Origin of the sequence: Streptomyces sp. UW30 (assembly GCF_008042075.1) — a bacterium.
Classification (GTDB): domain Bacteria; phylum Actinomycetota; class Actinomycetes; order Streptomycetales; family Streptomycetaceae; genus Streptomyces.
Window position 1 is genome coordinate 168,946 of sequence record NZ_RDBN01000037.1, and the last position, 22,860, is coordinate 191,805.

Sequence of the window (22,860 nt, forward strand, 5' to 3'; positions counted from 1 at the left end):
GGCCGCGCGACTCGTCCCGGGCGCATGGCCGGACCGACCCGGCACCGTTACGACGCCACACATCCCCGGTGAGCCGGTGAGCCGGTGACCTCGGGGCCCCGTCCGATCCGGCACGGTGTGGGAAGGGCAGCCGGTCGGCACTGCGGATGGCCGTCATCGCGGCGAAGGAGCGGACGTGGCCTGTGACTGGTCTCGGCCAAAAGTCCCTGAGAAGTCCCAGGGAGCGAGTTCAGCCGCCGACTGCCCGTAAATGCGCAGGTCAGAACATCGCGCCCCTTACCCTGCACCTGCGGCAGCCAACTCCCCGAATCTCGCCCGCGTCTCACTCCACGGCAGTCCACGTTGACCGGAAAGAAGGACGAAGTGGCCGACTACACCCTGAAGCTCAGTGACTCGGAGGTCGAGCGCTACCGGATCATGGCCGCGCTCGCCGAGGAGCGGGAGCGGGACAAGTGGACCGCCGCCGGAGCGGTCCCCGGAGCGCGGATCGCCGACGTCGGATGCGGTCCGGGCGCGATTGCCGTACGGCTGGCGGACATCGTCGCTCCGGACGGCGCCGTATGGGCGGTCGACCGGGACGGCGACGCTCTGGCGGTCGCCTCGGCACTCGCCGAGCGGACCGGGGTGCCGATGCACACCGCCGTCGGATCCGCCGATGCCACCGGGCTGGCCGAGGACACCTTCGACCTGGTGATGCTGCGGCACGTCCTGGCTCACAACGGAGGCCAGGAGCAGGCGATCGTCGACCACCTCGCCAAGCTCGCGAAGCCGGGCGGCGGCACGGTGTACCTCGCCGATGTCGACATGAGCTCCTTCCGGCTGCGTGGAGCGCCTTCCGCGTACGACGAGATGGACGAGCGGTACCGCGAGATGCACCGGCTCCGGGGCAACGACCTGACCGTCGGCACCCGGCTCGACGAACTCCTCACCGCCGCAGGTCTGGAAGTCGTCGCCTATGAGGGTCACATCAACGTCATGGCGCCCCCACCCGGCATGCGCGGCCCCGCCTGGGCCGCCCGTGACGCCCTGGTCGCGGAAGGTCTTGCCACGGCGCAGGACATCGCCCGCTGGGACGACGCCTTCCAGGAGATGGAGGAGACCGAGGAGATCAGAAGCGGACTGCGCTTCTTCGGCGCCACGTTCGTCGCCTTCGGCCGGCGGCCCTGACCCCACCCGGTAGCGACCGTTCGAGGCAGCCGCCCCCGCGGCTGTGATCCAGGTCATAGGGGCGGGATCGAACTTCGTTCTCGCCCCCATGTCTTGTCGGCGTCAGCAACGCCTTCCGGACATGGAGTTCCGATGACCGACCTCACCACGACCACTGATCAACTGGCCGCCGGTGCCCACGCATTCGACGTCGACGGAGTCACGCAGCGGTATCACGTCCACGGCACGGGCCCCGTGATCATCGCCCACTCCGGCGGGCCCGGCATCAGCTGGGAGTACCTGCGCATGCCCGCGCTGGAGCGGTACCTCACGGTGGTCTACCCGGAGCCGGTCGGCTCGGGGGAGTCGGGGCGGCTGCCCTCCCATCCGCACGGGTACACCCGCGCCCGCTACAGCCGGTTCCTCGATGCCCTGATCGAGTATCTCGGCGTCGACCGGGTGCATCTGCTGGGCCATTCCCACGGCGGCTTCGTCGCGCAGTACCACGCCCTGCACCACCCGGAGCGGATCGCCGGGGTGGTGCTGTACGAGAGCGCTCCGGTCACCGGTGGTGAACATGTCGCGGAAGCCATGCGCGGGGTCGAGCGGTTCGCCGAGCGGCACGCGGGGCACCCCGAACTGCCATCCGTCCTGGGCGCCTTCGAGTCCCTGCCCGCCGCCTGCGACGACGCGCAGATCACGGAGGTGCTCAGGGCGCTGGTGCCGGTGTACTTCGCCGACTACTGGGGCCGGGACAAGGAGTTCGCGCCGTTTCGCGCCGCGGTGAGCGCGGCGTACATCTCGGCGCTGGACGAGCACGGCGCCCCGCATCTGGTCGATGACAGGGAGGCGCTCGGGGCGGTCTCCGTGCCGACGCTGGTCGTCGTCGGCCGGCACGACTTCATCTGCGGTGTCAGGTGGGCCCGGGAGCTGCATGAACGGATCCCCGGATCGGAGCTGCTGATCCTGGAGGACAGCGGGCACTTCGGGCATGTCGAGGAGCCGGAGGACTTCGCGCGTGCGGTCTCGCGGTTCGTCAACGGCACGACGGACAGCGCGTCTTGAGGCACGGGTCGGCTTAGGCGGTGGTACCTTAAGTGGAGAAGCTATCTCCACTTGGGGTGCCCGTATGGCTGCATGCGACGCGTTCAGTCCGTGTCCGTGGGCTCCCCGAGATGGCTGTTCTGAAGCTGGTCCGCGGCCCAGCGGGCCCAGTCCTCCTCCAGGAGGCGCTGACGCCGGCCGTACTCCAGGACGAGCCTTCCGCACACGCTCAGCATGTCCCGGTCCCAGTCCACCGAGTCTCTGAGGGTCACCAGCTCGTCGTGCTCCTTGGCCGCGGCGTCCGCCGTCTGCAGGAGTCGCTCCACGGCCACCTCCCGTGGCAGGAGTCCCAGGAAGAAGGTCTGCAGGAGCATCGGGTTGCGCTGGGCCCGCGGTGCCGGCTCTTCGCTCAGCCAGCGCCGCACTTCCTCCTTCCCTTCGGAGGTGAGCGCGTACTGCTTGCGCCCGCGCGGGCCCTCGTCGGTGACCTCGATCAGACCCGTGGCGTCCAGCTTGGTCAGCTCGCCGTAGATCTGGCTCTGCTTGGCCGGCCAGACGTTGCCGAGTGAGGTGTCGAAGATCTTCAGCAGGTCGTAGCCGCTGCCGGGGCGGAAGACGAGGAGCCCGAGGAGGGCGTGGCGAAGGCTCATGGTCACCACCCTAACGTCTGTTGTTCCAAAACTGACAGGTCGTCGTCGACATTCCAATCTTGACAGGTTGCTTCGGGAGCTTCTAACTTCCACATGTCAAAGTTGGAACATCGAGAGCCGAGGAAAACATCGTGGGCTACGTGCGTGGGTTCATCCCCTGGGTCGCATCAGGCGTCGTCTCCTCCTTCGACTGGCGCTGGGGCGCGGTGGCCGGCTTCCTCGCCGGCCTACTGCTGCTCCTGCAGGACCGCCGCAGGGGAGTGCCGCTGGACGCGCTGGTGCTGGAGGCCAGCAGCATCGTCTACTTCGTCGTCATCGGAGCGGTCGCCTTCGCCTCGCCGGACTCGCCCCTGGAGCCGTACAACGGCGTGCTCTCCTTCGTGTGGCTGGCCCTCACGGCCTGGGGCAGCTTCGCCGTCCGGCGGCCCTTCACGCTGGGCATCGCCCGCCGGCAGACGCCGCAGGAGTACTGGGACACCCCGGGCTTCCTCGCCGTCAACAACGCCATCACGGCCGTATGGGCCACCGGGTTCACGTTCATCTTCGTCGCCACCGCCGTGTGCGAGGCGACCGGCGCCCCGGACTGGATCGGCATCACCGCCCGCGTCGCGGGTCTGCTCGCTCCCGCCGTCTTCACCAAGGTCTACCCCGCTCGCGTCCAGGCCCGGCTGGAAGCCATGCAGGCAGCGGGCGCCTGATCAGCACGGCGAGAGCGCCATCCCCTCACCCTGACCGACGGAGTCGTCCATGAGTACCGACAACACCCCTGCGCCCCCGCACCTCGCCGGGAACTTCGCGCCCGTCCTCGACGAGGTCACGGTCACCGAGCTGCCGGTGACCGGAGCCGTCCCGCCGGAGCTGACCGGCTGGTATCTGCGCAACGGCCCCAACCCCCAGGAGGCCGCCTCGGCCCACTGGTTCACCGGTGACGGGATGGTCCACGGGGTCCGTCTCGAAGGCGGCAGGGCCGTCTCCTACCGCAACCGCTGGGTCCGCACCCCGACCCTGGAGACGGGCGCCACCGTCTACGACGAGAACGGCGAGATGAACCTCGCCAACAGCAAGGCCAACACCCACGTCGTCCGGCACGCGGGCCGCACCCTCGCGCTCGTGGAGACGTCCTTCCCGTACGAACTGAGCTGCGCGGCGGGAAGCGAACTCGACACCCTCGGTGCCTACGACTTCGGCGGACGCCTGCACACCCCGATGACCGCCCACCCCAAGACCTGCCCGGTCACCGGCGAGCTGCACTTCTTCGGGTACGGCGGGCTGTCGGCGCCGTATCTGACCTATCACCGCGCTGACGCCGACGGGGAGTTGACCGTCAGCCGGCCGGTCGACGTCCCGGCGCACACGATGATGCACGACTTCCACCTGACCCGGAACCACGTCGTCTTCATGGACCTCCCGGCGGTGTTCAGCGTCGAGCGCGCCGTCGATCCGGACGGGGGCATGCCGTTCGTCTGGTCCGACACCTACGGCGCCAGGCTGGGGGTGTTGCGCAGGGACGATCCGTACGGGGCGGTCCGCTGGTTCGACATCGACACCTGCTACGTCTTCCACACCCTCAATGCCCACGAGGAGAACGACGGGCAGAGCCTGGTCCTGCTCGCCATGCGGTATCCGAAGCTGGAGGACGGCGCCAAGCTCTCGTCGCCCGCGCACCTGTGGCGCTGGACGGTGGACCTCGCCACCGGCACCCTCAGCGAGGAGCAACTGGACGACCACCCGGGCGAATTCCCCCGCATCGACGACCGCCTGACCGGCCTGCCCGCGGACTTCGGTCACGCCACGGCGGCACCCGTGCCGGAGCTCGCGCAGTACGACCCGAACGAGCGGCGTGGCGCGATCCACCGGTACGACCTGCGCAAGGCGAGGGTGAGCAGCCACTACTTCGCGCCGGGACGGCAGCCGGGCGAGGCCGCCTTCGCGCCCGCCGACGACCGGCCCGGGGGCCCGGGCTGGCTCATGACCTTCGTGTACGACGCCTCGACCGACCGCAGCGACCTGGTGATCCTCGACGCCGACGACCTCGCCGGCGACCCGGTGGCCACCATCCACCTGCCCCGCAGAGTCCCCGCCGGCTTCCACGGCAACTGGCTCGCGGATGTCTGACACACGGGCGGACCCACATCTCCCCTCGGACGCGACGCCACCGACGGCAATGCACGCAGAGACAGAGCCGGAAGGGATCCCATGACCCGGGAAGCAGTTGAAGCCGCTCGCGACCAGGACACCAGGCTCACTCGTGCCGCTCAGGCCGGCGACGTCGCGGCGCTGGGTGTGCTCCTGGAACGGCACCGCAAGGGCATGCGGGCCGTGGCGCTCAGCATCCTGGGACCGGGCGCGGACGCCGACGACGTGATGCAGGAAGCGGCGCTGACCGCGCTGCGGCGCATCGGTGACGTCCGCGATCCGGGGGCCGTGGGTGCGTGGCTGCGGATGATCGTGCGCAACGCCGGCCGGTCCGTGCTGCGGGACGCCGTACTCGTCCGGCCCGTGGACGAGTTGCAGCTGCCGGCGGTCGAGGCCGACCCCGAGCGCCGGCTGGAGCAGAACGCGCTGCGGGACTGGATCTGGGAGGCCCTGGAGGAGCTCTCTCCCGCGCTGCGCATGCCGTTGGTGCTGCGTCACTTCACCGCCGGGGTCACCTCCTACGAGCAGATCGCCAAGGTCTGCGGGGTGCCCGTCGGCACGGTGCGCAGCCGGCTCAGCCAGGGCCGGGCCAAGCTCGCCGCGGCTCTCGTCGCCACGGCCGACGCACCCCACGCCGACGCCGGACAGCGCGTCCGCGCCAGCCGCGTCGAGGCCCGCCGACTCCTCGACGCGGCCCGGGAACGGTCACTTCGGCAGAGCGCTCACCCCACGCCGATGACACGCGATGTCGCCTCGGCGGCGGCGCGCTGAGCCGCGATCCGGTCGACGAGGACCGTCTCGCCGTCCACGACCACGGGCTCGCCCGCGACCCACACGTCCCGCACCGCACGCGCCCCGGCCGCCCACATGAGGTTGGCCAGGAGGTGGCCGTCCGTGACGTCGAGACCCGCGGTGAAGTACGGCCCGTCGACGCCGATGTGTGCCATGTCGGCCCAGTTGCCGGGGCGCAGGGACCCGATGTCGGACCTGCCGAGGGCGGCCGCTCCCGCCGACGTCGCCATCAGGAACGCGTCCCGGGCGGTGAGCGTCAGCGGGTCGCCGGTGGACTGGCGGGCGAACATCATCGCGAGACGGGCCTCCTCCCACAGGTCGAGATCGTCGTTGCTCGCGGGGCCGTCGGTGCCGAGGCCGACGGTGACCGACGCCGAGCGAAGGGCGTGCAGCGGCGCCGTTCCGGAGGCGAGCTTGGCGTTGGAGCCCGGGCAGTGCGCGACGCCCGCTCCCGACTCGGCCAGCACGGCGATGTCGCTGTCGGAGAGGTGGACGGCGTGCGCCGCCAGCAGACGCCCGTTCAGGAGACCTGTCTCCTTGAGGAGTTGAGGGACGGAGCCGTACCGCTCACGCTGGGCGGCGTCCTCGGCGAGCGTCTCGGCGACGTGGATGTGCACCAGGGCGCCGCGCCGGGCGGCCTCCTGCGCCGTACGGCGCAGGGCCTGCGGCGGCAGGGTGTACGCCGAGTGCGGCCCGTAGCACAGCTCGACGCGCTCGCCCGGCCCGAAGCGCAGGCCGTCCGCGTCGATCCACCTTCCCACGGCGTCGATGTCGCCGCGCCAGTCGCCGCCCGGCCGGTCGAAGTAGGCAGGGGCGAGCAGTACCCGGCTCCCCGCCTCCAGGACCGCCTCCGCCACGGCCTCGGCGTGCGCGTACATCTCGGCGCTGGTCGTCACGCCGCCCCGCAGCATCTCGGTGCAGCCCAGCAGCATCCCGGCGCGGGCGTCCCGCGACCGCATCCGGGCCTCGGCCGGCCAGATGACGTCCTGCAACCAGGGCAGCAGCGGCAGATCGCCGCCGAGGCCCCGCAGCAGGGTCATCGGGGAGTGCGCGTGGGTGTTGACCAGGCCCGGCGTGAGGATGCCGGACAGCCGGGTGCGCGGGACGTCGGGCGCGGCCGAGGGCGCCTCGGCGGCCGTACCGCAGTAGGTGATGCGCCCGTCGGGTCCCACGTCGACGACCGCGTCGCGGATCACGGAACAGGACGGGTCGGCCGGCAGGGCAATGGGGGCGAGGAAGCGTCGCGAAGTCGACATTCTGAAAGCCTCTGTCATTGAGTTGGCGGCATGCGCAGACAAGACGTGGGGAAGGGACGGGAGTTCGCCTCGGGCGGCATGACCTCCGTCACATGGGTCGCAGGTGTCCCGGAGAGCGGAGAGATCGTCACGGATACGATGAGCTCATGACGGAGAAGCCGCGGGACAGTGCTCCGGAGGGCGGCGGCCGCCCCCTGAGGCGGGACGCGGCGCTCAATCGGGAGCGAATTCTCAACGCGGCGCGGGAGATCCTGGGCCGGCGCGGACTGGGCGTCACACTCGACGACGTCGCCCGTCACGCCGGCGTGGGCGTCGGCACGGTGTACCGGCGCTTCCCCTCCAAGGAAGCCCTCGTGCGCGCCCTGTTCGAGCAGGACTTCGAGATCCGGCGGGAGTCGGCCACCAAGGCCCTGGCGCACCCGGACCCCTGGGAAGGCCTCGTCGACTTCCTCACGGACATGACCGCGGACTTCGCGGAGAACCGCGCGCTGTACGAAGTGGTCATGCTGGGCAGCCACAGCTCCGAGCCCTTCGAGGCCGCCCGCGGCGGCATGCTCCCGTTCCTGGAGGCCCTGATCCGCCGGGCCCATGAGAGCGGGCAGCTGCGCCCGGAGGTCACCCCGTCCGACGTCCCCGTCCTCCAGCACATGCTGTGTGCGGCCACCGGGTTCACCCAGGGTGAGCGGCCGGACATCTGGCGCCGCTACCTGGAGGTCCTGCTCAACGGCCTCAGACAGCGCCCCGACAACCCCCCGCTGACCACCCCGAGCCTCGGCAACGAAACGGTGCAACGAGTGATGGGCCTCGCCGCCCGCCAGGAGGGGTGACCGCCGCGACCGCCGGGCGCCGGCCCACCGCCTGAGAGCCCCCGCGTCACCGTTCTGGCCTACCCCCGGAGGCCGGAGCTGCGGTTTTCCTCTACTCAGGAGGAGTGGACCCCGGTGCGATGGAGGCGGACGTGGACGGCAACAGCAGGCTTCCCCTCGTCTACGTCCGGGGCTTCGCCGGCGGCACCCGGGGCATCGACAAGGCCGTCGACGATCCCTTCTACGGCTTCAACGAGGGCTCCGTCCACGTCCGCGTCGGCGCCCACAACCAGCCGCTCTTCCACCAGTTCGAAAGCCCCCTGCTGCGCCTGCTGCGGGAGGAGGGCTACGAACTCCTCGTGAAGGGAAACCAGGCGGCCTACCTCGCCGAGCACACCGGGATCCCCGCCAACACCGTCTGGATCCACCGCTTCTACGACCGCTCGGCCACCACCTGGGGAGGCAGCCCGCAGGAGTACCAACTGGAGGACGCCGCCGCCGACCTGCTCGACCTGATCGACAGGCTGCGCGAGAAGACCGGCGCCCCCGCCGTCATCCTCGTGGCCCACTCCATGGGCGGCCTGATCTGCCGCTGCCTGCTGCAGAAGATCCTGCCCGACCGGGGCCGCGGCGCCGACTGCGTGGCGAAGTTCTTCACCTACGGCACTCCGCACGGCGGCATCGCCTTCGACCTCGGCGGCGGGCTGCTGGAGCGGATCCGGGACACCCTCGGCATCCAGGGCGCGGACATCTTCGGATCCCGGCGGATGTACGAATACCTCACCCCGCAGGCGCTGACCGACCCCGACGGCCCGCCCGAGGGCTGGGACGCCCGCGAGCTGCCCCAGGGGCCGGGGACGCTGCCCGTCGAGCGGGTCTTCTGCCTGGTGGGCACCGACCCGGCCGACTACGACGTCGCCCTAGGACTGTCGTCGGCCGCCGTCGGACCGCACAGCGACGGGCTCGTCCAGATCGAGCGGGCGTATGTGCCGGGCGCCCACCGGGCCTTCGTGCACCGCAGCCACAGCGGGCGCTACGGCATGGTCAACTCCGAGGAGGGCTACCAGAACCTGCGGCGGTTCCTGTTCGGGGACACCCGCATCGAGGCATCGCTGGTCGACCTCCGGCTGCCCGCCGACGGGGACCTCGTGTGGCAGGCCGAGGCGCGGCTGTCGGTGCGCGGGCTGCCGGTGGTGATGCACGAGCGGCTCGCGGCTCACTGGTGCCCCATCCAGCTCGACGGGCAGCAGGAGTCGGTGTCGCTGGCCACCACCTTCCTCAACAGCGGCCTGCGGACCGACGTGGACGAACCCATGCGGTTCATCCTCGAACTGCGGCTCATCTCCCTGCGCGAGCGGCGCGGCATCCTGCACCTCGGCGACCACCTGGAGCACAGCGCCGACTTCGCCGACACCCTCGTCATCGACGTCGGCACACCACAGGCCGGCCCCGGTATCTGGGCCACCTGGAACTCGGAGATCGAGGGCGCCGTCCGCGACCACCACGTCGCCGGAGCGCCCCGCGCCGACGAGGACCCCACCCCCGGCCGCTGGGTCGCCCACATCCCACTGCCCGCCAGCGCCGCCCCGCTCGTCGGCGCCGGCGCGAGACTCCGGCTCGTCGCCACGCCCTGGACGTGAGGCCGACGCGACCTGATCGGCACTTACTTGCCTCAGGCAACCCGCAGGTAGAGTGGCCGTATGCCGAAGCCGCCGTCGACCGACGCGGTACCGGATGTCCTGCTCGTCGTCGGTGAGCCCCGTACGTCCGAGCCGCTGGCCGCGCTGCTGGAGCTCGCCGGCTACCGGACCGTCGCGGTGGACCGCGCCACCGACGCCGGCCTTCTGCTCGCCGAGCGCCGGTTCGATCTGGTCATCCTCGACGTGACCCTGTCGGACACCGACACGCTCCGGCACAGCCGCCGTCTCCTCGCCCCCGACCGTCCGGCCGTCCTGCTGCTCACCGGGGCCGGCGAGTTCCTCGGCAGCCTCCCCGGCGGCGGACCCGGCACCGACGGCCGGCCGGGGGCGCCCGGCAGGGTCGCCGAAGTCCTCGCGCGTGCACGGCAGTTGGTGCGCAGCGAGGAGCCCGCCGGAGGGGACGGCGCGCTGCGCTACGGCGACCTGGTGCTCGACGACGCCACCCGCCGGGCCCGGCGCGCCGAGCGCGTCATCGAGCTCACGCCCGCCGAGTACCGGCTGCTGCGCTGTCTGCTGGTCAACACCGACCGGGTGCTGTCCAAGGAGCAGATCGGCCGGCACGTCTGGGACGACCCGCCGACCGACGGCGCGATCGAGCGGCTCGTCTCACGGCTGCGCCGCAAGGTGAACGGCGAGCAGACCGCGCTGATCCACACCCGGCGGGGCTTCGGCTACTGGCTGGGCCGGCCCATACAGCCGTAAGACCTTCCGTCCGGTGTGCCCTGGGTCACATTGATCACGTGTCCGGGATATGTCTGGGACCTGTCAGCCCGGTTCGCTTCACTGACCCCGACTTCCCCTGTCCCGGCCCTCCCGCGGCCGGCCCCCACGACCGAGGAGAGCGCACCCATGCCCGAGCCGCAGGACGCGAGGAAGGACCTGGAGGCGGAGCTGGACTTCGACCCCGAGGCCCTGCGCGCCAAGTACCGCGCCGAGCGCGAGCGCCGCATCCGCCCCGACGGCAGCAGGCAGTACCAACAGCTCGCCGGCGAGTTCGGTGCGTACGACGAAGACCCGCACGCCGACCGGGAGTTCACCCGTGAGCCGCTGCACGACCGGGTCGAGGCGGTGATCGTCGGCGGCGGGTTCGGCGGGCTGCTCGCCGGGGCGCGGCTGCGCCAGGCGGGCGTACGCGAGATCCGGGTCGTCGAGAAGGGCGGGGACTTCGGCGGCACCTGGTACTGGAACCGCTACCCCGGTATCCACTGCGACATCGAGTCGTACATCTACCTGCCACTGCTCGAAGAGCTCGGCTACGTCCCGCGGTGGAAGTACGCGCCCGGCGAGGAGATCCGCGAGCACGCGCGGGCCGTCGCCCGCCACTTCGGCCTCTACGACCACGCCTGCTTCCAGACCCAGGTCACCGAACTGCGCTGGGACGACGCGGAGTCGGAGTGGATCGTCGCCACCGACCGTGGCGACCGGATGCGGGCGCGGTACGTCATCGTCTCCAGCGGCACCCTCAGCGAGGCCAAACTCCCCGGCATCCCCGGCATCGAGACCTTCCGCGGGCACACCTTCCACACCAGCCGCTGGGACTACGACTACACCGGCGGCGACGCCAACGGCGGCCTGACCGGCCTCGCCGACAAGCGCGTCGCCCTGATCGGCACCGGCGCCACCGCGATCCAGGTCGTGCCGCACCTCGGGGCCGACGCGAAGCGGGTGTACGTCTTCCAGCGCACCCCGTCCTCCGTGGACGTACGCGGCAACCGGCCCACCGACCCGCAGTGGGCGAAGTCCCTGGAGCCGGGCTGGCAGCGGCGCCGCAGGGAGAACTTCCTCAAGGTTGTCACCGGCGTTCGCGCGGACGAGGACCTGGTGGACGACGCCTGGACGTCCACCGCCCGGCTCCAGGAGAAGCTCATCCCGACCAACGCGTACGCCGACGTGCCCGCCGAGGAACGCGAACTCGCCTATGAGATCGCCGACTTCCAGAAGATGAACGAGCTGCGGGCCCGCGTCGAGGCCACGGTCGAGGAGGCGGAGACCGCCGAGCGGCTCAAGCCCTGGTACCGCTACATGTGCAAGCGGCCCACCTTCAGCGACAGCTATCTCCAGACCTTCAACCGGCCGGGCGTCACCCTCGTCGACACCGCCGACACCCACGGCGTGCAGCGGATCACCGAGAACGCCGTCGTGGTCGGCGACCGCGAGTACGAGGTCGACTGCATCATCTTCGCCACCGGCTTCGAGGTCGGCGTCTCCGGAGTGCTGTCCGGGCGGCTGCCGGTGTACGGCCGGGGCGGCGCCGACCTCCTGCGGACCTGGATGAGCGGCGGCCCGAGGACCCTGCACGGGTTCTACAGCCGGGGCTTTCCCAACCTCTTCCACCTCGGCCCCCTACAGAACGCCTCCGCCGTGAACTACGTCCACATCCTCGACGAACAGGCCACCCACGTCGCCGAGGTGATCGCGCAGGCCCGCAAGTGGCAGACCCGGTGCGTCGAGCCGACCGCCGAGTCGCAGGACGCCTGGGTGGCGACGATCCGCCGGAAGGCGGCCGACCTCTACCGCTTCCAGGCCGAGTGCACCCCCGGCTACTACAACAACGAGGGCAGGCCGAGGGAGCGCAGCGAGTCGTACGGCGACGGCCCGGTCGCCTTCCACGAACTGCTGCGGCGCTGGCGCTCCGAGGGCGGCCTGCGCGAGGTGCTGGCGGAGGACGAGGCATGAGGGCGAGCAGGTACGGCTCGCCGAGCAACCCGCCTGCCACCAGCGCCCGTTGGACCGCCGAGCGGCTCAACCCGCCCAGCCGGCTGTGGGGTTCCAACGGCGTCGCGTTCGGACCCGACGGGCGTTTGTACGTCGCCCAGTTCCTCGCCGGGCAGATCAGCGCCGTCGACCCGGCCACCGGGAACGTCGAGGTGGTCGTACCGATGGACGGCCCCGTGCAGTCCCCGGACGACCTCGCCTTCGGCGCGGACGGCTCGATGTACATCGCCGACCTGGTGCCGGGGCGGGTGTGGCGCCGCAGTCCGGACGGGGAGTACACGCTCGTCTCGGACGACGTGGCCAACCCCAACGGCATCACCTGCGTCGGCGACCGGCTGTTCGTGAACGAGATGAAGCCCGACGGCCGCCTGATGGAGCTCTTCCCCGACGGCCGCGACCCCGTGGTCCTCACCGAAGGGCTCGCCCTCGGCAACGCGATGCAGCTCGGCCCCGACGGCCACCTCTACTACCCGCACATGATGAGCGGCCCGAACCCGCTGCTCACCGGCCAGGTCTGGCGGATCCCGCCGGACGGGGGCACGCCCGAGGTCGTCGCCGACGATGTCCACCAGCCGGTCGCCGTGCGATTCGACCGGGGCGGGGTGCTGCACGTCCTGTCCCGTGGCGCCGAGGGCATCGTCACCCGGATCGACCTGCACGGCAGCGGCTCGCGAACCCTGGTCACCAGCGGGGTCGTCGGCCTGGACAACGCGGCCTTCGACGCCGAGAACCGCATGTTCGTCTCCAGCTACGCCAGCGGCGGCGTCACCGAGATGCACCCCGACGGCCGCACCCGCGAGATCGTGCCGCGCGGACTGGACGGACCGTACGGCGTGACGATCGACCTCGGCGGCCAGGTGTACGCCGCCGACCACTATCGCGTGGCGACCCCCGAGCCCTCGCAGGAGGGCGGCGTCACCACCCACTCCCTCCTCCCCTTCGCGCACGGCATCGCCGCCGACGGTGAACTCCTGCACCTCACCTCGCAGTTCGGGCAGATCCAGACGTACGACCCCCGGGACGGGACCACGCGAGAGAGGGCCGGCGGTCTGCGCCGGCCGCTCGGCATCACGGTCGCGCCGGACGGCTCGCTCGTCGTCGCCGAGTCGGACGCGGGGCGGGTGGTGGCCGTCGACGGGAACGACGCCGTCAGCGTCCTCGCGGACGGACTCGACCGGCCTGCGGACGTCACCTTCGACGCCGAGGGGCGCTGCTACGTCAGCGACGAGGGGGCCGGCGCGGTCCTGCGGATCGAGGCGGACGCGGCGCCGACGGTCGTCCTGGACGGGCTCGACGCACCGCAGGGCCTCGCGGTCCTGGGCGACGACCTGTTCACGGTCGAGACCGGGCGGCGCAGACTGCGGGCGGTGTCGCTGACGACGGGGGAGGTCCGCACGGATGCCGAGAACCTGCCGGTCGGGGCGCCGGCGGGGGTCGTTCCGTGTGCGGAACCTGCCCTCTTCGCCCATGGGATGCCGGGGATGGCGCGGCGGTTCGCCGGGCTGGCGGTCGGGGCCGACGGGGCGCTGCTGCTCTCGGCGAACGGGGAGGGGACGGTGATGCGGCTGACGCCGGTCGAGCGGTCGTGATGCGTCCGCGGGGACCCCCATCGCGGCGGAGCCGCATCTCGATACATCCCCGCGCCCCTATCGGCGCGCGGTACCGCGACCCTCGTAAGAAGAGCCCAAGGACCGCTCCGTCACCCGGGCCAGATGCCGGCTGAACACCTCACGCGTGTCCGGCGTCAGCGTGCGCAGGGCCACCAACGCCGTGATCACCACGTCGCACAGCTCGCCCTGCACGTCCTCCCAGGTGTGGGTGACCCCCTTGCGCGGGTTCTGACCCGTCGCACCGATCACCGCCTCGGAGACCTCGCCGACCTCCTCCGACAGCTTCAGCAGGCGCAGCAGCAGGCCCTCCTGGCCGCCGACCGGCTGGTCGGCGTCGAGCCAGGTCCACAGGTCGTCGATGGCTGCCCACAGGTCGGCGGAGGTCTCGGCAGGGATGGCCCGATCAGTCATGCGGGCAGCTTGGCACAGGCCCCGGCTACTCCTCGAACAGGGCGTCCTGCCCCTCCAGCGGATCGCCGTCCCCCTTCTCCGGTCTGTCCAGCCTCCTGTTGCGCGCCCCCACCACCAGCGCCGTGACCGCGGCCGTCGCCGCCAGCGCCGTGGGAACCATCCAGCCGCGGTCGAAGAGATGGCCCATGGTGTGGTCGAGGGAGAGCCGGCCGGGGCCCGCCACGGCGATGCCGGCCGCGGCGAGGCCGAGGGTCGCCGCTGTCTCGTAGCCGCCTTCCTGGGCGAAGAAGCCGTTCGGGGCGTGCACCGCGGCCGCCCCCGCCATGCCGCCGGCCGCCGCGGCGCCCGCCAGCGGCGTCGCGAGCCCCAGCGCCAGAAGCGTGCCGCCACCGGCCTCCGCGAGGCCCGCCGCCATCGCGCTGGCCTTGCCCGGCCGGTAGCCGACCTGCTCCATGAACTGGCCGGTCCCCTCGATGCCGTGCCCGCCGAACCAGCCGAACAGCTTCTGCGTGCCGTGCGCGGCCAGCACCCCGCCGGCACTCAGCCGGAGCAACAGCAGACCCAGATCACGTCGGTCGTAAGCACCCACAGCAACTCCCGGAGCAGACAGCAGGGACATATCCCCTCCCGCCTCTCACCGTCGCACCAGGGGCACCTGCATGGCCTGCCGTCGCCGCCGTTCGGGTGGCGGCCCGCCCGGGCCGGTGTGAGGCTGACCGGTATGACGATTCAGACGTCCAAACTCAGCGACCCCGCCGTCCGTGCCTTCGTCACCGCCGTCAACGCCCACGACCGCGAGGGCTTCCTGAGCATCCTCGCGCCCGGCGCGACCATGGCGGACGACGGCACCGACCGCGACCTCGCCGACTGGATCGACCGGGAGATCTTCTCCTCGCACGGCCACATGGAGGTCGACAAGGAGTCGAACCACGGGCGTGACCTCCTCGCCAGCTACCGCAACGACGCCTGGGGCGAGATGCGCACCCGCTGGCACTTCGAGGTCGAGGACGACGGCAGGATCTCCCGCTTCGAGACCGGTCAGGCGTAACCGGCCCGGAAGGGTTCGCTGAAGCGCTTGCCCTCGTGTGCGCTCCAACTCCTAACGTCCTCGCTCATGGAGACCAAGAGGACTTTGGGACGGACCGGCATCGAGGTCAGCGCGCTCGGCTTCGGCTGCTGGGCCATCGGGGGCGAGTGGGAATCCGCCGACGGGCAGCCCCTCGGCTGGGGCAAGGTCGACGACGAGGAGTCGGTACGGGCGATCCGGCGCGCCCTCGACCTGGGCGTCACCTTCTTCGACACCGCGGACACCTACGGCGCCGGCCACAGCGAACGCGTCCTGGGCCGTGCCCTCGGCAAGCGCCGCGCCGACGTCGTCGTCGCCACCAAGTGGGGCAACGTCTTCGACGAGGAGACCCGCACCCTCACCGGCGCCGACGACTCCCCGCAGTACGCCCGCCGCGCGCTGACCGCCTCCCTGAAGCGCCTGGACACCGACCACGTCGACCTCTATCAGCTGCACCTGTCGGACGCCGACCCGGAGCGCGCCGCCGAACTGCGGGACGTCTGCGAGGAGTTCGTGCGCGAGGGGCTGATCCGTGCCTACGCGTGGAGCACCGACGACCCCGCCCGCGCCGCCGTCTTCGCCCGCGGGGAGCACTGCGCGGCCGTACAGCACGCGGCCAATGTGCTCCAGGACGCGCCCGAGATGTTCGCGCTGTGCGAGGAGCTGGAGCTGGCCAGCATCAACCGCAGCCCGCTGGCGATGGGCCTGCTCACCGGCAAGCGCAGGTCCGGGCAGGCCCTGGAGGCCGGGGACATCCGCAGCCGGCCGCCCCAGTGGCTGCAGGGCTTCGAGGACGGATCCGGCGCCGACCCGCAGTGGCTCGCCCGCGTAGACGCGCTGAAGGAGATCCTCACCAGCGACGGCCGCACGCCCGGCCAGGGCGCCCTCGCCTGGCTGTGGGCCCGCAGTCCGCGCACCGTGCCGATCCCGGGATTCCGCTCCGTCGCCCAGGCCGAGCAGAACGCGGGCGCGCTGGAGAAGGGGGCGCTCACGGCCGGGCAGCTGACCGAGGTGGACCGCATCCTCGGCCGTTGAACACCCCGTACGAAACTGCACGGCAGCCGTTCCACGCACCGGTGCGTACCTCGCGGTCCCACGCGAGGTCCACCCCCACCCGGTGTCGTGGAACGGCTGCCGTCCCCCCTCGGAGTGGCCTGCGGAAGCTCTCTACTCCAAATGTGAAGCTCTGGTGAAGCAGAAGCTGAGCATATGTCGCCTACCGGCCGCGATGCAGCGGAATTCAACATTCCGATTGTGCAAGTTGTGGAGGTTGCGAGTGCGCCGGTGACTCGTCAGCCGCGTCCCACGTACGGCATCGCGGTCGCCAGTACGGTCGCGAACTGCACGTTCGCCTCCAGCGGCAGCTCCGCCATGTGCCGCACCGTCCGCGCCACGTCGGCCACGTCCATCACGGGTTCGGGCGCCACCGACCCGTTCGCCTGCAGGGCGCCCGTCTGCATCCGCTCGGTCATGTCGGTCGCCGCGTTGCCGATGTCGATCTGGCCGACGGCGATGCCGTACGGCCGCCCGTCCAGCGACAGCGCCTTCGTCAGCCCGGTCAGCGCGTGCTTGGTCGCCGTGTAGGCCACCGAGTGCGGGCGGGGCGTGTGCGCGGAGATCGAGCCGTTGTTGATGATCCGGCCGCCCTGCGGGTCCTGCTCCTTCATCTGCCGGTACGCCGCCTGCGCGCACAGGAACGCCCCGTTGAGGTTGGTGTCCACGACATGCCGCCAGGCGTCGTAGGGCAGCTCCTCGACCGGCACCCCGCCCGGCCCGAACGTCCCCGCGTTGTTGAACAGCAGGTCGACCCGCCCGAACCGCTCCACGCCGGCGGCGAACAGCGCGGTCACGTCCTCCTGCCGTGACACGTCGGTCCGTACGGCGAGAGCGGCGCCGTCGGGCACCAGCGCGGCCGTCTCCTCCAGCGTCTCGACGCGCCGTCCGGCCAGTGCCACCGACCAGCCCGCGCGCAGCAGTTCCATGGCGACCGCCCGGCCGATGCCGGAGCCGGCGCCGGTCACCACGGCGATCCTCGTGTCCGTTTGCCTGTCATTCATGGGCCCGCAGCGTACGGGACGGTCCGCCATTCGGAACTCATCGGTCCGCCATCCGGGTGTTGTGTACGCGCCAAGCGAGTGTCGTCCCCGGCCACTCCAATGCCTCATGCATCCATCAGCCAGGGGAGGACCGGATGACCATCACCACAGACCTGCCCCAGCACAGCCCCGAACTGCGCGCGGCGGCCCGCCACATCGGGCGCCGCCGCTTCCTGACCGTCACGGGCGCGGCCGCCGCGCTCGCCTTCGCCGTGAACCTGCCGACCGCGGGCACCGCCGGCGCCGCCGAGCTCGACGCCCGCAGGATCACCGACAACCCCTTCACCCTCGGCATCGCCTCCGGCGACCCGCTGCCCGACTCGGTCCTGCTGTGGACCCGCCTCGCCCCCGCGCCCTACCAGCCGGACAGCGGACTGCCCGCCCAGCAGATCACCGTGCACTGGGAGCTGGCGCACGACGAGAAGTTCACCCGGATCGCCAGACGTGGCGCGGCGATCGCCCACCCCGAGTTCCACCACACCGTCCACGTCGAGGTTCCCAACCTCCAGTCGGACCGCGTGTACTACTACCGCTTCCGCACGGGCACCTGGATCAGCGGGACCGGCCGCACCCGCACCGCCCCGGCGCGTACCGGCGCCGCGAGCTCCCTCACCCTCGCCGCCGTCTCCTGCCAGGCCTACACCGACGGCTACTACACGGCGTACCGCCATCTCGCCCAGGACGACGTCGACGTCGTCTTCCACCTCGGCGACTACCTGTACGAGTACGCGGTCAACTCCGTCGGCGGCTACCGCAACTACACCGACCGCACGCTGCCCGCGCTGTTCAACCGCGAGACGGTGACCCTGGAGGACTACCGGCTGCGGTACGCCCTGTTCAAGTCGGACCCCGACCTCATGGCCGCGCACGCCGCGCACCCGTTCGTCGTCACCTGGGACGACCACGAGACCGAGAACAACTACGCCGACGACATCCCGGAGAACGACGTCCCGCCGGAGGAGTTCCTGCTGCGCCGGGCCTCCGCCTACCGCGCCTACTGGGAGAACCAGCCCCTGCGCCGCCCGCAGCGGCCCGTCGGACCCGACATGCAGCTCTACCGGCGCCTGCACTGGGGCCGGCTCGCCCAGTTCGACGTGCTGGACACCCGGCAGTACCGCTCCAACCAGGCCTACGGCGACGGCTCCCAGATCCCCGGCCCGGACGTCGACGACCCGGCGCGCACCATGACGGGCGCCACGCAGGAGCGCTGGCTGCTGGACGGCTGGCGCGACTCGGCGGCGCTGTGGAACGTCGTACCGCAGCAGGTCACCTTCGCCCAGCGCAAGTTCGACCTCACCACGCCGTCACGGGTGTCCATGGACGCCTGGGACGGCTACCGCGCCTCGCGCCGCCGGGTCCTGGACGGCGCCAAGGCGAACGGCGTCGAGAACCTGATGGTGCTCACCGGCGACGTCCACGTCGGGTACGGCTTCGACATCAAGGACGACTTCGACGCCCCCGACTCCGCCACGCTCGGCACGGAGATCGTGGCCACGTCGATCACCAGCGGCCGCGACGGCGTCGACAAGCCCGCCAACTGGGACACGTACATGAAGGCCAACCCGCACATGCGGTTCTACAACGGGCGGCGCGGCTACGTGACCGTCGCGCTGGGACAGCAGCTCGCACGGGCCGACTTCAAGACGGTGCCGTACGTGACCACGCCCGGGGCGCCCCTCACGACGGCCGCGTCCTTCGTCACGCAGGTGGGGGAGCAGGGGCTCAAGCCGGCGTGAGTTCCGGCGCCTCGCCGGCGGTCTCCTCGCCCGGGTAGCGGACGCCGACGCGGTTCCGGATCGCGTCGAGCGTCCGCATCACGGCGAGCGTGCCCTCCAGCGGGACCAGCGGCGACTCGGTCTCACCGGCGCGCAGGGCCCGCATCACCTCGGCGGCCTCGTGCCGCAGGCTGTTGCGGGGCCCGTCGGCCGGGTCGGCCGTGAACTCCTCGGGGTCACGGCCGTCCCGGTGCAGCACGAAGCGGTCCGGGAAGAAGAAGCCGTGCGGTACGTCGATCCGGCCCGCCGAGCCGGTGATCGACGCGGCCGTCGCCGTACCGCCGACGATCGAGCAGTGCACCGAGGCGAGCGCGCCGCTGTCCCAGGAGAGCAGGGCGCCGGTCTGAAGGTCGACGCCCTCGGCGGACAGCACCGAGCGCGCCGTGACGTCCGACGGCTCGCCGAGCAGCAAGTGGGCGAACGACACCGGATACACGCCGAGGTCCAGCAGCGCGCCGCCGCCCTGCGCCGGGTCGCGCAGCCGGTGTGCGGGCGGGAAAGGCCCGGCCAGCCCGAAGTCGGCCTGGACATGGCGCACTTCGCCGATCGCGCCGTCGTCCACCAGTGCCTTCAGCCGCCGGATCAGCGGGTTGCAGTACATCCACATCGCTTCCATCAGGAAGCTCCCGTGCGCCTTCGCCAGCGTGACCAGTTCCCCGGCCTCGCGCGCGTTCAGCGTGAACGCCTTCTCGCACAGCACGTTGCGCCCGGCCTCCAGGCACAGCCCGGCCGCGGCGCGATGTGCCGAGTGCGGGGTGGCGACGTACACGACATCGATGTCGCCGTCCTCGGCGAGCGCCTCCCAGTCGCCGTACGCCCGCGGGATCCCGAACCGCTCGGCGAAGGCGTCGGCCGAGTCCTGCCTCCGCGAGGCCACCGCGACCACCTCGGCGTCGGGCAGATCGACCAGGTCGGCGGTGAACGCGGCGGCGATCCCACCGGTGGCCAGGATCCCCCACCGCACGCTTCGTTCCGTCACTGCGGCCCCACCCCTCGCTCATGTGACCCTAGGCACTCTGTACGAGCTGAGAGCATAGAGGGCGGATCACTGGGAGAGGGAGGGGCGCATGGGCGAGCGCGGGGGGCCGACACAGGACGTGTCGCAGCCGGCCATACCGAAGACGGACCGACCGCCCAGCCACTCCCTCGGGGTCACCGGCCTGCTCGTCACCTTCATCCTCGGCGGACTGGCGGCCACGCCCCCGCTGGCGATGGACATGTACCTCCCGGCGCTGCCCGATGTCACCGGATCCCTGCACGCGCCCGCGGCGACCGTCCAGCTCACGCTCACCGCCTGCCTGGCCGGCATGGCGTTCGGGCAGCTGGTGGTCGGCCCGATGAGCGACCGGTGGGGCCGCAGACGCCCGCTGCTGGCGGGCCTGGTCGTGAACGTCGTGGCCACCGCGCTGTGCGCACTCGCGCCCACCGTCGAGTTCCTGGTCGCCTTCCGGCTGGCGCAGGGCCTCGCGGGCGCCGCGGCGATCGTGATCGCGCGGGCCGTCGTACGCGACCTCTACGACGGCGTGGCCATGGCCCGCTTCTTCTCGACCCTGATGCTGATCTCCGGGGTCGCGCCGATCATCGCGCCGCTCATCGGCGGTCAGATCCTGCGGGTGACGGACTGGCGGGGCGTGTTCGTCGTGCTCACGGCGGTCGGGGTGCTGCTCGCCGTCCTCGTCTGGCGCAGGCTGCCCGAGACCCTGCCGCCGCAGGACCGGCACGCCGGCGGGGTCGGCGAGGCCCTGCGCGCCATGCGGGGGCTGCTCGCCGACGGTGCCTTCACCGGATACACGCTGGCCGGCGGGTTCGCCTTCGCCGCCCTCTTCGCCTACATATCGGCCTCGCCCTTCGTGATCCAGGAGATCTACGGGGCCTCGCCGCAGACCTTCAGCCTGCTGTTCGGGCTCAACTCGGTGGGGCTGGTGGCCGTCGGCCAGATCAACGGCAAGGTGCTGGTGGGGCGGGTCAGCCTGGACCGGGTGCTGGGGGCGGGGCTCGCGGTGGTGATCCTGGCGGCGACCGCGCTGCTGCTGATGTCCCTGGGCGTGTTCGGCGAGGTCGGACTGGTTCCGGTGGCGGCGGCCCTCTTCGTCCTGATGTCCGCGATGGGCATCACGCTCCCCAACACCCAGGCCCTCGCGCTGCAGCGCACCAAGCACGCCGCCGGGTCCGCCTCCGCGCTCCTCGGTACGACCTCCTTCCTCATCGGCGCCGTCGCCTCGCCCCTGGTGGGCATCGCCGGCGAGGACACGGCCGTTCCGATGGCCGTCGTCCAACTGGCCGCAGCACTGGTGGCGCTGGCCTGCTTCATGGGAATGTGCCGTCCTTGGAACAGACGTGCGGATGAACGTGCCGATGGACGTGCGGTCGCGGAGGGAGCAGAAAGCTGAGCGCGCCGAGACTGCGCGGGGACACGCCGGACAGGGCCGGACTCGACCCCGAGGAGATCCAGGATCTCGTCCGCGAGGTCCACGACCTCACCACCGGTGCACGTCCCTGGGCGGCCGGAGCGGTGCTGATCGTCGGGCGCGGGCCGTATGTCGCCGTCGAGGAGGCGGTGGGCTGGGCGGTCCGCTACGGCTCCTACGACGAGCACAAGGACGAGGGCGTGGAGCTGCCGCCCGACTCCCGCGTCCCGATGACGCCCACCACCCCCTTCGACCTGGCCTCCCTCACCAAGCTCTTCACCTCGGTCGCCGCGGTGCAGCAGATCGAGCGCGGCACGCTGGGCATCGACGCGCGGGTCGGGGCGTATCTGCCGGACTTCCGGGCGGCGGCCCGGCACGACGTCACGGTGCGCCAGCTGCTCACGCACACCTCGGGCCTGCGGCCCGAACTCCCTTTGTACGACTACGCGGACGACGCGGCGAGGCTGGATGCGCTCCGCGCGGAGCCGCCGATCGGCGTCCCCGGCACCTACTGCTACTCCGACCTGAACATGCTCCTGCTCCAGCACGTCCTGGAACGCATCACCGGCCGCACCCTCGACGTCCTGATCCACGACGGCATCACGCGTCCGCTGGGCATGACCGCGACCCACTTCGGACCCTGCGCCGGCGCGGCGGCGACCGAGGACCAGCGCCGGCCCTGGGCCAAGGCCGACCGGGGCATGCTGCGGGGTGTCGTGCACGACGAGAACGCCTGGGCGCTGGGCGGGGTGGCCGGGCACGCGGGTCTCTTCTCGACCGGCCGCGATCTGGCGGTGTTCTGCCGCGCGCTGCTGTCGGGCGGCGCGTACGGCCCCGCCCGCGTCCTCGGCCCGGACTTCGTGGAGTTGCTGCTGACCCCGCCCGGGTTCGGCTTCGCCGTCGACCAGCCGTGGTTCATGGGCGAACTGGCGGGACAGGGCGCGGCGGGCCACACGGGCTTCACGGGCACGTCCTTGGTCCTCGACCCCTCGACGGACACCTTCCTGATCCTGCTGGCGAACACGGTCCACCCTCACAGGCAGGGCCCGGACAGCGCCCCCCGGGCGAGGGCGGGGACGCGGGTGGCCCGGGCGGTAAGGGGCCGGTAGCGCAAGGCGAAAAATCCAGCCCCTCCGGCGTTTGAGGAGCGGGGTCCGGGGCGGAGCCCCAGAAGGTAAAGGATGGGACGGGTAGGGGCGGCGGGGGCGAGAAGAGCCGACGCCCACCCCCACGCCGCGCCCTCGTAGAA

General features: G+C 71.6%; 21 protein-coding genes. 15 read left to right on the top strand and 6 right to left on the bottom strand.

Features of this window, described 5'->3' with window-relative positions; translation table 11 throughout:
* Positions 1-363 precede the first annotated feature (363 nt).
* Together EAO75_RS19325 and EAO75_RS19330 are read left to right on the top strand one after the other, a co-directional pair.
* On the top strand, positions 364-1,167 hold the full coding sequence (locus EAO75_RS19325) for a methyltransferase domain-containing protein (protein WP_147996328.1): 804 nt from the start codon (positions 364-366) through the stop codon (positions 1,165-1,167).
* 132 nt (positions 1,168-1,299) lie between these two features.
* The gene (locus tag EAO75_RS19330; RefSeq protein WP_147996329.1) at positions 1,300-2,211 is read left to right on the top strand and encodes an alpha/beta fold hydrolase; all 912 of its coding nucleotides are present in this window, start codon (positions 1,300-1,302) and stop codon (positions 2,209-2,211) included.
* An 83-nt stretch (positions 2,212-2,294) separates the two neighbouring features.
* Here EAO75_RS19330 and EAO75_RS19335 read toward each other — a convergent pair whose 3' ends face one another.
* The gene (locus tag EAO75_RS19335; protein WP_147996330.1) at positions 2,295-2,840 is read right to left on the bottom strand and encodes a PadR family transcriptional regulator; all 546 of its coding nucleotides are present in this window, start codon (positions 2,838-2,840) and stop codon (positions 2,295-2,297) included.
* 131 nt (positions 2,841-2,971) lie between these two features.
* Here EAO75_RS19335 and EAO75_RS19340 point away from each other — a divergent pair, with 131 nt between their 5' ends.
* From EAO75_RS19340 to EAO75_RS19350, 3 genes are all read left to right on the top strand, one after another.
* Positions 2,972-3,538 carry a hypothetical protein gene (locus EAO75_RS19340; protein WP_147996331.1) on the top strand — a complete coding sequence of 189 codons (567 nt, stop codon included), beginning with the start codon at positions 2,972-2,974 and terminating at the stop codon, positions 3,536-3,538.
* A gap of 49 nt (positions 3,539-3,587) precedes the next feature.
* Complete coding sequence (locus EAO75_RS19345) at positions 3,588-4,955, top strand: carotenoid oxygenase family protein (protein WP_147996332.1); 1,368 nt, start codon at positions 3,588-3,590, stop codon at positions 4,953-4,955.
* An 81-nt stretch (positions 4,956-5,036) separates the two neighbouring features.
* Positions 5,037-5,747 (top strand): RNA polymerase sigma factor, encoded by a 711-nt coding sequence (locus tag EAO75_RS19350; RefSeq protein ID WP_147996333.1) that lies wholly within the window; start codon positions 5,037-5,039, stop codon positions 5,745-5,747.
* Here EAO75_RS19350 and EAO75_RS19355 read toward each other — a convergent pair.
* A complete protein-coding gene (locus tag EAO75_RS19355) occupies positions 5,699-7,024 on the bottom strand; it encodes an amidohydrolase family protein (protein WP_147996334.1) in 1,326 nt (441 codons plus the stop codon). The two genes, EAO75_RS19350 and EAO75_RS19355, sit on opposite strands and share 49 nt — an antisense overlap.
* A gap of 146 nt (positions 7,025-7,170) precedes the next feature.
* On the opposite strand from EAO75_RS19355, the gene EAO75_RS19360 reads away from it, so the two are divergent.
* From EAO75_RS19360 to EAO75_RS19380, 5 genes are all read left to right on the top strand, one after another.
* Positions 7,171-7,851: a TetR/AcrR family transcriptional regulator gene (locus EAO75_RS19360; RefSeq protein ID WP_147996335.1), complete on the top strand. Its 681-nt coding sequence runs from the start codon at positions 7,171-7,173 to the stop codon at positions 7,849-7,851.
* A 104-nt stretch (positions 7,852-7,955) separates the two neighbouring features.
* Positions 7,956-9,470, top strand: a complete 1,515-nt coding sequence (locus EAO75_RS19365; protein WP_315987167.1) for an esterase/lipase family protein — start codon at positions 7,956-7,958, stop codon at positions 9,468-9,470.
* Positions 9,471-9,530: 60 nt separating this feature from the next.
* A complete protein-coding gene (locus tag EAO75_RS19370) occupies positions 9,531-10,232 on the top strand; it encodes a response regulator transcription factor (protein WP_147996336.1) in 702 nt (233 codons plus the stop codon).
* A gap of 147 nt (positions 10,233-10,379) precedes the next feature.
* The gene (locus EAO75_RS19375; protein WP_147996337.1) at positions 10,380-12,206 is read left to right on the top strand and encodes a flavin-containing monooxygenase; all 1,827 of its coding nucleotides are present in this window, start codon (positions 10,380-10,382) and stop codon (positions 12,204-12,206) included.
* Positions 12,203-13,834: an SMP-30/gluconolactonase/LRE family protein gene (locus EAO75_RS19380; protein WP_147996338.1), complete on the top strand. Its 1,632-nt coding sequence runs from the start codon at positions 12,203-12,205 to the stop codon at positions 13,832-13,834. The genes EAO75_RS19375 and EAO75_RS19380 overlap by 4 nt, the downstream gene beginning before the upstream one ends.
* 57 nt (positions 13,835-13,891) lie before the next feature.
* On the opposite strand, the gene EAO75_RS19385 is transcribed toward EAO75_RS19380, so the two are convergent.
* Complete coding sequence (locus EAO75_RS19385) at positions 13,892-14,266, bottom strand: MazG-like family protein (protein WP_147996339.1); 375 nt, start codon at positions 14,264-14,266, stop codon at positions 13,892-13,894.
* A gap of 25 nt (positions 14,267-14,291) precedes the next feature.
* Positions 14,292-14,855 carry a DoxX family membrane protein gene (locus EAO75_RS19390; RefSeq protein WP_147996340.1) on the bottom strand — a complete coding sequence of 188 codons (564 nt, stop codon included), beginning with the start codon at positions 14,853-14,855 and terminating at the stop codon, positions 14,292-14,294.
* A gap of 132 nt (positions 14,856-14,987) precedes the next feature.
* On the opposite strand from EAO75_RS19390, the gene EAO75_RS19395 reads away from it, so the two are divergent.
* Positions 14,988-15,314, top strand: a complete 327-nt coding sequence (locus EAO75_RS19395) for a nuclear transport factor 2 family protein (protein WP_147996341.1) — start codon at positions 14,988-14,990, stop codon at positions 15,312-15,314.
* A 66-nt stretch (positions 15,315-15,380) separates the two neighbouring features.
* Complete coding sequence (locus tag EAO75_RS19400) at positions 15,381-16,367, top strand: aldo/keto reductase (RefSeq protein ID WP_147996342.1); 987 nt, start codon at positions 15,381-15,383, stop codon at positions 16,365-16,367.
* Between the two features lie 257 nt (positions 16,368-16,624).
* On the opposite strand, the gene EAO75_RS19405 is transcribed toward EAO75_RS19400, so the two are convergent.
* Complete coding sequence (locus tag EAO75_RS19405; RefSeq protein ID WP_147996343.1) at positions 16,625-17,389, bottom strand: SDR family oxidoreductase; 765 nt, start codon at positions 17,387-17,389, stop codon at positions 16,625-16,627.
* Between the two features lie 134 nt (positions 17,390-17,523).
* Between EAO75_RS19405 and EAO75_RS19410 the strand changes: the two genes are divergently transcribed.
* The gene (locus tag EAO75_RS19410; protein WP_147996344.1) at positions 17,524-19,164 is read left to right on the top strand and encodes an alkaline phosphatase D family protein; all 1,641 of its coding nucleotides are present in this window, start codon (positions 17,524-17,526) and stop codon (positions 19,162-19,164) included.
* Here the strand turns inward: EAO75_RS19410 and EAO75_RS19415 are convergent.
* On the bottom strand, positions 19,151-20,182 hold the full coding sequence (locus EAO75_RS19415) for a Gfo/Idh/MocA family protein (RefSeq protein WP_147996345.1): 1,032 nt from the start codon (positions 20,180-20,182) through the stop codon (positions 19,151-19,153). The two genes, EAO75_RS19410 and EAO75_RS19415, sit on opposite strands and share 14 nt — an antisense overlap.
* Before the next feature lie 88 nt (positions 20,183-20,270).
* Here EAO75_RS19415 and EAO75_RS19420 point away from each other — a divergent pair, with 88 nt between their 5' ends.
* Entirely contained in the window at positions 20,271-21,593 is a 1,323-nt protein-coding gene (locus EAO75_RS19420) for a multidrug effflux MFS transporter (RefSeq protein WP_147996346.1), read from the top strand.
* Between the two features lie 11 nt (positions 21,594-21,604).
* Positions 21,605-22,720 (top strand): serine hydrolase domain-containing protein, encoded by a 1,116-nt coding sequence (locus tag EAO75_RS19425; RefSeq protein ID WP_261989449.1) that lies wholly within the window; start codon positions 21,605-21,607, stop codon positions 22,718-22,720.
* Positions 22,721-22,860 lie beyond the last annotated feature (140 nt).

Coding starts and splice junctions, on each gene's coding strand:
- EAO75_RS19330 (WP_147996329.1), top strand. CDS start 1,300: ATGACCGACCTCACCACGACCACTGATCAACTGGCCGCCGGTGCCCAC.
- EAO75_RS19335 (WP_147996330.1), bottom strand. CDS start 2,840: ATGAGCCTTCGCCACGCCCTCCTCGGGCTCCTCGTCTTCCGCCCCGGC.
- EAO75_RS19345 (WP_147996332.1), top strand. CDS start 3,588: ATGAGTACCGACAACACCCCTGCGCCCCCGCACCTCGCCGGGAACTTC.
- EAO75_RS19350 (WP_147996333.1), top strand. CDS start 5,037: ATGACCCGGGAAGCAGTTGAAGCCGCTCGCGACCAGGACACCAGGCTC.
- EAO75_RS19355 (WP_147996334.1), bottom strand. CDS start 7,024: ATGTCGACTTCGCGACGCTTCCTCGCCCCCATTGCCCTGCCGGCCGAC.
- EAO75_RS19360 (WP_147996335.1), top strand. CDS start 7,171: ATGACGGAGAAGCCGCGGGACAGTGCTCCGGAGGGCGGCGGCCGCCCC.
- EAO75_RS19370 (WP_147996336.1), top strand. CDS start 9,531: ATGCCGAAGCCGCCGTCGACCGACGCGGTACCGGATGTCCTGCTCGTC.
- EAO75_RS19375 (WP_147996337.1), top strand. CDS start 10,380: ATGCCCGAGCCGCAGGACGCGAGGAAGGACCTGGAGGCGGAGCTGGAC.
- EAO75_RS19380 (WP_147996338.1), top strand. CDS start 12,203: ATGAGGGCGAGCAGGTACGGCTCGCCGAGCAACCCGCCTGCCACCAGC.
- EAO75_RS19385 (WP_147996339.1), bottom strand. CDS start 14,266: ATGACTGATCGGGCCATCCCTGCCGAGACCTCCGCCGACCTGTGGGCA.
- EAO75_RS19395 (WP_147996341.1), top strand. CDS start 14,988: ATGACGATTCAGACGTCCAAACTCAGCGACCCCGCCGTCCGTGCCTTC.
- EAO75_RS19400 (WP_147996342.1), top strand. CDS start 15,381: ATGGAGACCAAGAGGACTTTGGGACGGACCGGCATCGAGGTCAGCGCG.
- EAO75_RS19405 (WP_147996343.1), bottom strand. CDS start 17,389: ATGAATGACAGGCAAACGGACACGAGGATCGCCGTGGTGACCGGCGCC.
- EAO75_RS19410 (WP_147996344.1), top strand. CDS start 17,524: ATGACCATCACCACAGACCTGCCCCAGCACAGCCCCGAACTGCGCGCG.
- EAO75_RS19420 (WP_147996346.1), top strand. CDS start 20,271: ATGGGCGAGCGCGGGGGGCCGACACAGGACGTGTCGCAGCCGGCCATA.